Annotated in this window: 8 protein-coding genes; 5 read left to right on the top strand and 3 right to left on the bottom strand. The window is 70.2% G+C overall.

The genetic code is table 11. The features are described 5' to 3' along the window. Positions 1-210: 210 nt before the first annotated feature. Entirely contained in the window at positions 211-981 is a 771-nt protein-coding gene (locus IEZ03_RS00775) for a DUF5996 family protein (RefSeq protein ID WP_221480641.1), read from the bottom strand. Between the two features lie 235 nt (positions 982-1216). Here IEZ03_RS00775 and IEZ03_RS00770 point away from each other — a divergent pair, with 235 nt between their 5' ends. From IEZ03_RS00770 to IEZ03_RS00760, 3 genes are all read left to right on the top strand, one after another. Then, a complete protein-coding gene (locus tag IEZ03_RS00770) occupies positions 1217-1363 on the top strand; it encodes a hypothetical protein (protein ID WP_221480642.1) in 147 nt (48 codons plus the stop codon). Then, positions 1360-1758 carry a DUF4260 domain-containing protein gene (locus IEZ03_RS00765; protein WP_184883026.1) on the top strand — a complete coding sequence of 133 codons (399 nt, stop codon included), beginning with the start codon at positions 1360-1362 and terminating at the stop codon, positions 1756-1758. Before IEZ03_RS00770 ends, IEZ03_RS00765 begins: the two co-directional genes overlap by 4 nt. Before the next feature lie 196 nt (positions 1759-1954). Continuing rightward, positions 1955-2539, top strand: a complete 585-nt coding sequence (locus IEZ03_RS00760) for a Uma2 family endonuclease (RefSeq protein WP_184883028.1) — start codon at positions 1955-1957, stop codon at positions 2537-2539. Between the two features lie 55 nt (positions 2540-2594). Here the strand turns inward: IEZ03_RS00760 and sbnB are convergent, their stop codons facing one another. Together sbnB and sbnA are read right to left on the bottom strand one after the other, a co-directional pair. Then, positions 2595-3620, bottom strand: a complete 1026-nt coding sequence (gene sbnB / locus IEZ03_RS00755; RefSeq protein WP_184883030.1) for a 2,3-diaminopropionate biosynthesis protein SbnB — start codon at positions 3618-3620, stop codon at positions 2595-2597. Positions 3621-3649: 29 nt separating this feature from the next. Next, entirely contained in the window at positions 3650-4618 is a 969-nt protein-coding gene (gene sbnA / locus IEZ03_RS00750) for a 2,3-diaminopropionate biosynthesis protein SbnA (RefSeq protein WP_184883032.1), read from the bottom strand. A 233-nt stretch (positions 4619-4851) separates the two neighbouring features. On the opposite strand from sbnA, the gene IEZ03_RS00745 reads away from it, so the two are divergent. Then, a complete protein-coding gene (locus IEZ03_RS00745) occupies positions 4852-6408 on the top strand; it encodes an amino acid adenylation domain-containing protein (protein ID WP_184883034.1) in 1557 nt (518 codons plus the stop codon). A gap of 447 nt (positions 6409-6855) precedes the next feature. Next, positions 6856-7478, top strand: a 623-nt coding sequence (locus tag IEZ03_RS00740) for a condensation domain-containing protein (protein ID WP_229807894.1), incomplete at its 3' end; no start/stop codon positions are given.

Raw genomic sequence — 7478 nt, 5'->3', positions numbered from 1 at the left:
CTCGTCCAGCACCACCTCGCCGCCGAAGACGCCGGCGTAGAAGTCCCGGGAGGTGGCGACGTCGCGGACGGTGAGGAAGTGGGTGAGGATGAGCCCCTCGACGGGGGCGGGCAGGTTGTCGTGGGTCGCTGGGGTGGCCATCGGCATGCTCCTTTGCTCGGTGTCGTCGGACCCTTGGTCGTGCTGGGACTCCCATGTCGCGCGGATGGGTCAGTGCTGCCGCTGCCGGTCCTGCCACCGGGCGGGGTCGTCCTCGAGACTCGCCCGGTCCCAGTTGCCGCGCTCGGCGGCGGCCTCGTAGGTGCTGTGCAGGAACTCCAGCAGCGCCCGGTCGGGGTCCTCGGCGGTGCGCACCGCTTCGTAGGGCAGCAGGAACTGGCCGTTCGCGGCGCTGTAGTAGGCCGCCTCGGGCCCGACCCGGTAGTCGGCGAACCCGTCGGGTTCGGGGTAGGCGTAGGCGTAGAAGGCGCCCTCCTCTCCTCCGCCGGGCCAGAAGCCGCAGCTGCTCAGCTCACGGGAGTAGCCCTCCACCATCACCCAGTCCCCGCAGTTGGGGGCTCCGCCGGGATGCTCGGGCGCCGGCCGCCCGGAGAACCGGGTGCAGGCCAGGTCCATCGCCCCCCAGAAGAAGTGCACGGGGCTGACCTTCCCGACGAAGTGGGATCGGAACTCGCCGAACACCCGGTGGGCCTGGATCAACTGACCCCAGAACAGGCGCGCGGCCTCGGGGTCGTAGGAGGTGTGCTCGGTGTCCTCGGCGAACGGGATCGCCGGGTCGACCTCGTTGGGACGGTCCTGGATCTCGACCTGGATGCCCAGCCGGCTCAGCGCCGCCAGAGTCTCCCGGTGGAACTGGGCCACCGGCTTCGGCTCGAGCCGGACGGTCTCGGCGCCTCCGTCGCTCCTGCGGACGGCCAGCCGGTGGTCGACGAAGTCGAACTCGATCTCGAAGAGGCCCGGGGAACCCGCCGGGCACGACATCAGGGACTTCCACCGATGCGAGGGCGCCCGATCATCCCCGAGCCTGATGCTAGCGCAGCGACACCGGGCCGACCGGCTCGCCAAGCCCCCTCGGCTCAGGGGTGGCTCACCCACGAGCCACCGGCGACTGCGGGGGATGTCCGGGCTTCAACGCGGAGCCCGCAGCCGCGCGATGTCATCGCCTTGCACTGATCCACAACAACAAGCCGACCACGTCAACAGGAAGGAACGCATCATGGGATTCATCAACGTCGGGGAAGAGAACAGCATGCTTCTCCCCGACGCCGAGTACGTCGGGATCGAAGGGGCACCGCACAGGCTGCTCTGGACGCACGCCGACGAGGCCGACAACGGCCTGCACGCCTTCCTGGCGGACCGATGACCGGACAGGTCCGCATCACCCAACGGGTCGAGGCAGGGGGAGTGGCCCTCATCGCCCTCGTCGCGGCCGTCATGCTGTATCCCGGATGGTGGTGGGTGATCTTTGCGGCGTTCCTCGCGTTCGACCTCTCGATGCTGGGATACGTGCGATCGACCGCCGTCGGCGCCGCGACCTACAACGCGGTCCACAACTATGCGTTCCCGGCCCTGGCGGGGCTGGTCGCGCTCGCCGCCGAGCCGGTGTCCTCGGGTACTTCGACGGCGGCCGGAGTGCTCGCCTGCGCGTGGGCCTTCCACGTCGGCGTCGACCGCGCGTTGGGGTACGGCCTGAAGCTGCCGGACTCTTTCAGGCACACCCATCTCGGAGAGATCGGCAAGAACCCGCCGCACAGCTGACCGGGACGGTAGTCGGCACCGGCCTACCCGGGGCACCTGAGGCCCGTAAACGAAAAGGCATGGCACTGACCGGGGCGTGTCCCCCCGGCCCGCGACCGCGGATCGTACGCTAGTGGCGTCAGGCTCGGTTACTACGATCTGTATGCGAAGGGTGGCGCTCCGCTCATAGGCTCGCGTGCGAGGAAAGGAGCAGGGCATGACTGTCATGGTTGATGAGCCTCTGTCGCAGGAAGAAGACGACGCTCTCCTGGAAGGTTTCCTCGCTCTCGATACCCCCGAGGGCTTCCGAGCCGAACTGATCGACGGAGAGATCGTCGTGACACCACCCCCTGGTAGCAGGCATGAGTGGAACATCGGAGAGGTCAGCTGGCAGATAGCCCGCCGGAGTTCCAGTAAATGCATGTTCCTGCCGAACAAGGGACTGGTGGTTCCGGCCGCCGATGCGGAGCGGACCGAGCGCGTGATCCCGGACGGGACGTTCGTACCGGTGGAGCCGGACGTCTTCGATGACGACGAACCCTGGAGCCGGCCGGACGGCGTCGCGCTGGTGGTCGAGGTGACGTCCTCCCGGCCGGAGCGGGACCGGGTGGCGAAGCGGCGCGGGTACGCGCGGGCGGGCATCCCGCTCTATCTGCTCGTGGACCGCGAGGAGGAGAGGGTGAGTCTCTTCAGCGGGCCGGACGAGGGCGACTACGGGCACATGGACCAGGTGCCGTTCGGCAAGTCGCTGCCCCTGCCCGAGCCGTTCGGGTTCGAGCTGGACACCTCCGAGTTCCGCTGAGGTCGTCACGGGCGTCGGTGGCCGTGCATGGCTCGCCGACGCCGTGGGCAGCGGGTCAGCCGTAGCGGCTCAGGTCGTGGAAGAAGCCTGGGACGGTGTGGAGGGCGCCGGAGGCGGCGACCTCGTTGTAGACGTAGCGGGCGACGGCCAGGTCCAGGACGCCCAGGCCGAAGGGGGAGAAGACGACGGGCTTGTCGGCGGGCGGGGTGGTCTTGCCGGTGAGGACGTCGTACAGGGTGCCGTCGACGAAGTCGCGGTTGCCGACCTGCTGCTCGGCCAGGTGGGGGGACGTGTTGGCCTTCATGCAGTGCTCGACGTCGTCCACGATGTTGCAGGACGACAGGATGATCTCGGGGGACAGGTCGCGCAGCGAGATGTGCAGGACGAGCGGGTTGTGCGCGAACCAGGCCGGGTCGGTGACGTGCGGCTCGCCGGCGACGGTGGCGAAGACGACCAGGTCGGACGAGCGGATCAGCGACTCGGCCGAGTCGTGGACGGTGATGTCGCCCTTCTCCGAGCGTTCCAGGTAGCCCTTGAAGCCCGCCGCGTGGTCGGGGGACAGGTCGTGGATGCCGAGCGCGTCGAACGTGAAGCCGTTGCCCGCCAGGTAGGTGTGGACGTAGCGGGCGATGAGGCCGACGCCGACGAAGCCGATCGTGCGGGGCCGGTCGCCGCGGGCGTCGGCCAGGGTCGCGGCGGCGAGGGCGGCGGACGCGGCGGTGCGGGCCGCGCTGATGATGGAGCTCTCCAGGCACGCGAACGGGTAGCCGGTCTCGGCGTCGTTGAGGATGAGCACGGCGGACGCGCGGGGGATGCCGTTCGCGACGTTGCCGGGGAAGCTGGAGATCCACTTGATGCCGTGCACGCCGACGTCGCCCTCGACGGAGGCGGGCAGGGCGATGATCCGGTCGGCCGGGCGGTCGGGGAACCGCAGGAAGTAGGAGTCGGGGTTGACGGTCCGCCCCTCGCCGTGCAGCCGGTAGGCGGCCTCGACCATCCGGGTGACCTGCTCCTCCCGGCCGGCGACCGCGTCGTGGACCTGGGCGCCGGAGATCACGGCGAATGAGGGGGCCTGCGTCATGAAAGTGCTCCGTGTTCCGACCGGGATGATCAGTGATCGAGGATATCGGGCGGCAGTTCGCCGAAGTGCTCCCGTACCCAGCTCTCCTCGTAGATGGAGTCCAGGTAGCGCTCGCCGAGGTCGGGGGCGATGGCCACCGCGACCGGGTCCTCGCCGGGGTACTTGGCCTCCAGCCAGCGGCACGCCCCGGACACGACGGTGCCGGTGGAGCCGCCGAACAGGAACCCCCGCGACGACAGGGCGCGGACGGTCCGGATCGTGTCGGGCTCGGCGACGTGCACCACGTCGTCGACGAGCGACTCGTCCACCAGGTCGGGCTTGCTGCTGGTGCCGAGGCCCGGCACCATGCGGCGCTCGGGGATGCCGCCGAACGTGACGGAGCCGACCGCGTCCACCGCGACGATCGTGACGGGCCGGTTCCGCTCGCGGAAGTACCGGGCGCAGCCCATCAGCGTGCCGGTGGTGCCCGCGCCGACGAAGAGAACCTCCAGGTCGGGGAACTCCCGGTCGATCGATGGAGCGGTCCCGCGGTAGTGGGCCAGCCAGTTGTTCCGGTTGGCGTACTGGTTCAGCCACACGTACTGGCGGCCGGACTCGCACAGCTCCCGGACGTGCGCGATGCGGCCGCCGAGGTAGCCGCCGTTGTCGTCCTTGTCGGACACGACGCGGACCTCGGCGCCGAGCGCCCGCATGACCCGCATGGACGCCGGGTTGCAGCGCGGATCGGTGACGCACACGAACTTCAGCCCGCGGCTCGCCGCGATCAGGCTGAGCGCGATGCCGAGGTTCCCGGACGAGGACTCCACGATGACCGAGTCCGGGGTGAGCGCGCCCTCGGCCTCCGCCGCCTCCACCATCGCGGCGGCGGCCTTCAGTTTCACCGAGCCCGCGAAATTGAAGCCCTCGCATTTGAGGTACAGCGGACGGTCGATCACATGCCGCAAGTCGACGTAAAGGTCGTCGACATTGAATTCCTGCGGCGAGGTTATTATGGGCACGCTGTCACCCTCAAATGAAGAAGCAATTCCCTCATCATCCCCGATGTTCGCCGCGGGCACGCCTGGCCATGGCGGCTCATCACGTTACCTGCGTGCATCTTCCCCCCGCAACCCCCTACTTACCGACCGGTAGCGACGAATGCGAGATGCTTCTGTCAGGGCGCGGATAAGCTATGGCCCCCGCTTGTTTTGGTCGATGACAGCGGAGAAGTCCTACCTCACGGAGAGTAATGATGAGTGCTCGCGGACCCGCCGTGGACCGGCTGCTCCCCCTGGCCGGGCTGCCCGCCCTGGACGTGCCCGCGGCGGAGCTGGCGCGGGCCCGCGAGCTGACCGCCCGGCACGGGATGGTGCGCGAGGCGGGCGTCGACCTCGCCGACCCCGTCATCACGCGGGTGGAGCGGTTCGCCGCCGAGCGCGACCGTCCCGCCATCACCGGCGACGGCGCCCGCGTGCTCTCCTACTCCGGCCTGGCCGCGCAGGCCCGCCGGCTGGCGACGCTGCTTGAGGACGAGGGGGTCGAGCCCGGCACGGTCGTCGGCGTCGGCGGCCCCCGCTCGGCGTCCGTCATCGCCGCGTTCCTCGCGATCGAGCTGGTCGGCGCCCTCTACGTGCCCGCCGACGAGACGTGGCCCGCGGGGCGCGTCCGCGACGTCCTCGACCAGGCCGGGGCTTCGGTGCTGCTGCTGGCGGACGACGGCGCCGGCGACGCGGAGGCGCTGCGGCAGGGCGCCGCGGACGCCGGCTGCCGGGTCGTGCGGATCGCCGCGGCGGACGGCCTCGAGCCGTGGCCCGGCGAACCGCGCCTGGACGCCCTCGACCAGCCCCGGTACGTCCTGTTCACCTCGGGGTCGACGGGCCGTCCGAAGGGCGCGGTGGTCGAGCACCAGGGCATGGTCAACCACCTCTGGGCCAAGATCGTCGACCTGGAGCTGACCGGCGCGGACGTCGTGGCGTTCACCGCGCCGCTCGGCTTCGACATCTCGATCTGGCAGATGCTGTGCCCCCTGCTGCTGGGCGGCCGGGTGGACGTCGTCGGCGACGAGGTCGCGCACGACCCCGTCGCGTTCGCGCGGGCCGTGGACGACCGGGGCATCACGATCGTGGAGCTCGTCCCCACCATGGTCAGGCACCTCCTGGACGACCTCGCGCCGGGCTCTCGTGAATCTGGGGCGACGACCCCCCAGACCCCCCGGCAACGACCTTTGCCCGGCCTCCGCTGGATGATCGCCACGGGGGAGGAACTGCCCGCGGAGCTGTCCCGGCGCTGGCTGGACGCGATGCCGCACGCCCGCCTCCTGAACGCCTACGGCCCCACCGAGTGCTCCGACGACGTCACCCACCACACGGTGACGGCCGGCGACCTGCGGCTGCTGCGCCTCCCCATCGGGACGCCGGTCGTCAACGCCCGCCTGTACGTGCTGCGGGAGGGGGACGACGGGACGTGGGCGGCGTGCGACGCGGGTGAGACCGGGGAGCTGTTCGTCGGCGGCGTGGTCGTCGGGCGCGGCTACCTGGGCGACGACGAGCGGACGCGTGAGGCGTTCTACCGCGACCCGTTCGGCGACTCCCCGACGGGCCGCCTCTACCGGACGGGCGACGCGGTGCGGCTGCTCGGGGCGGGCGAGGGCGGCGAGGACCGCCCCACCCTGCAGTACCTCGGCCGCGTCGACCGGCAGGTCAAGATCGCCGGGGTGCGGATGGAGCTCGGGGAGATCGAGGCGGTGCTGCAGCGGCACCCCTCGGTGGGGGCCGCCGCGGTCGTCGTGCACGAGTATCCGGCCGGGTAAATGTCACGCTGCGTAATCGCCTTGTGTGGAATGTGTTGTCAACCTTTGTCACCCGGCGAGCGTCGCGCGGCGCGCTGCCAGGACGCTCACCGGCCGTTTTGTCACTCCTGTTAGCAATGGGGCGGGTCAAGTTCTGCTTTTGAGGGGATTGCGAGGCATGTGACGGGCTGGTTGACTGTGGCTCCGCTACTCCTGAGTAGAGCATGGGTCCAGAGCGGTCCCGGTCGAGGGCGGAAAGCGGCGGCGCTCTGTATTGGCGGGACCACAGGGCGTTCAGTCCCGGGTTCACGCGGGCCGATCGCGTTCCCGGAAAGGCTCGGGGTGAAAGGGGACGGGGAACAGCCCGATTTGTGTGGTCATTCTCTTTAGTTTTCTGCCCGCCGGCGCCGGGCCGGTGCCGATGGCGGGCGTAAAGCCAACCCCCTTCGACCGGGAAAGTGCCGCTTGATGTCCACCGAGTACGTTCCTCTTTCGGCCGCTCAGCGGAGCGTCTGGTACGCGCAGCAACTGGCGCCCGAAACGCCGATCCACATTGCGCAGTACATCGAGATCGAGGGACCGGTCGACCACGGGCTGTTCGACCGGGTGGCGCGCATCGCCGCGCACGAGTCGCTCGCGATGAACGCGCGCATCGCCGAGGTGGACGGAATTCCGCACCAGATCCTCGACCCGGACGCGACGGCGACGATCCCCCTCGTGGACCTGTCCGGCGAGCCCGACCCGGACGCCGCCTCGCGGGCGTGGATGAAGGAGCGGATGGCCGAGCCGCTGCCGCCGGACGGCGAGCGGCTCCACCGCACGGCCCTGCTGCGGCTGTCCCCGGACCTGCACCGGTGGTTCCTGCGCGCCCACCACACGACGCTGGACGCCTACAGCGGCCTGATGATCAGCCGCCGCGCCGCCGAGATCTACACCCTGCTGGCGAACGGCGGCGAGTACGAGCCGGGGGAACTGGGCGACTTCCGGGCGGTCCTCGCCGAGGAGGACGCCTACCGGGCGTCGGAGAAGTTCGAGCGCGACCGCGCGTACTGGCTGGAGCGGTTCGCCGACCGCCCGGTCGCGGTGTCGCT

Source organism: Actinomadura livida, from assembly GCF_014648675.1.
Lineage (GTDB): Bacteria > Actinomycetota > Actinomycetes > Streptosporangiales > Streptosporangiaceae > Spirillospora > Spirillospora livida.
This window is presented reverse-complemented; position numbering and strand designations above follow the sequence as displayed.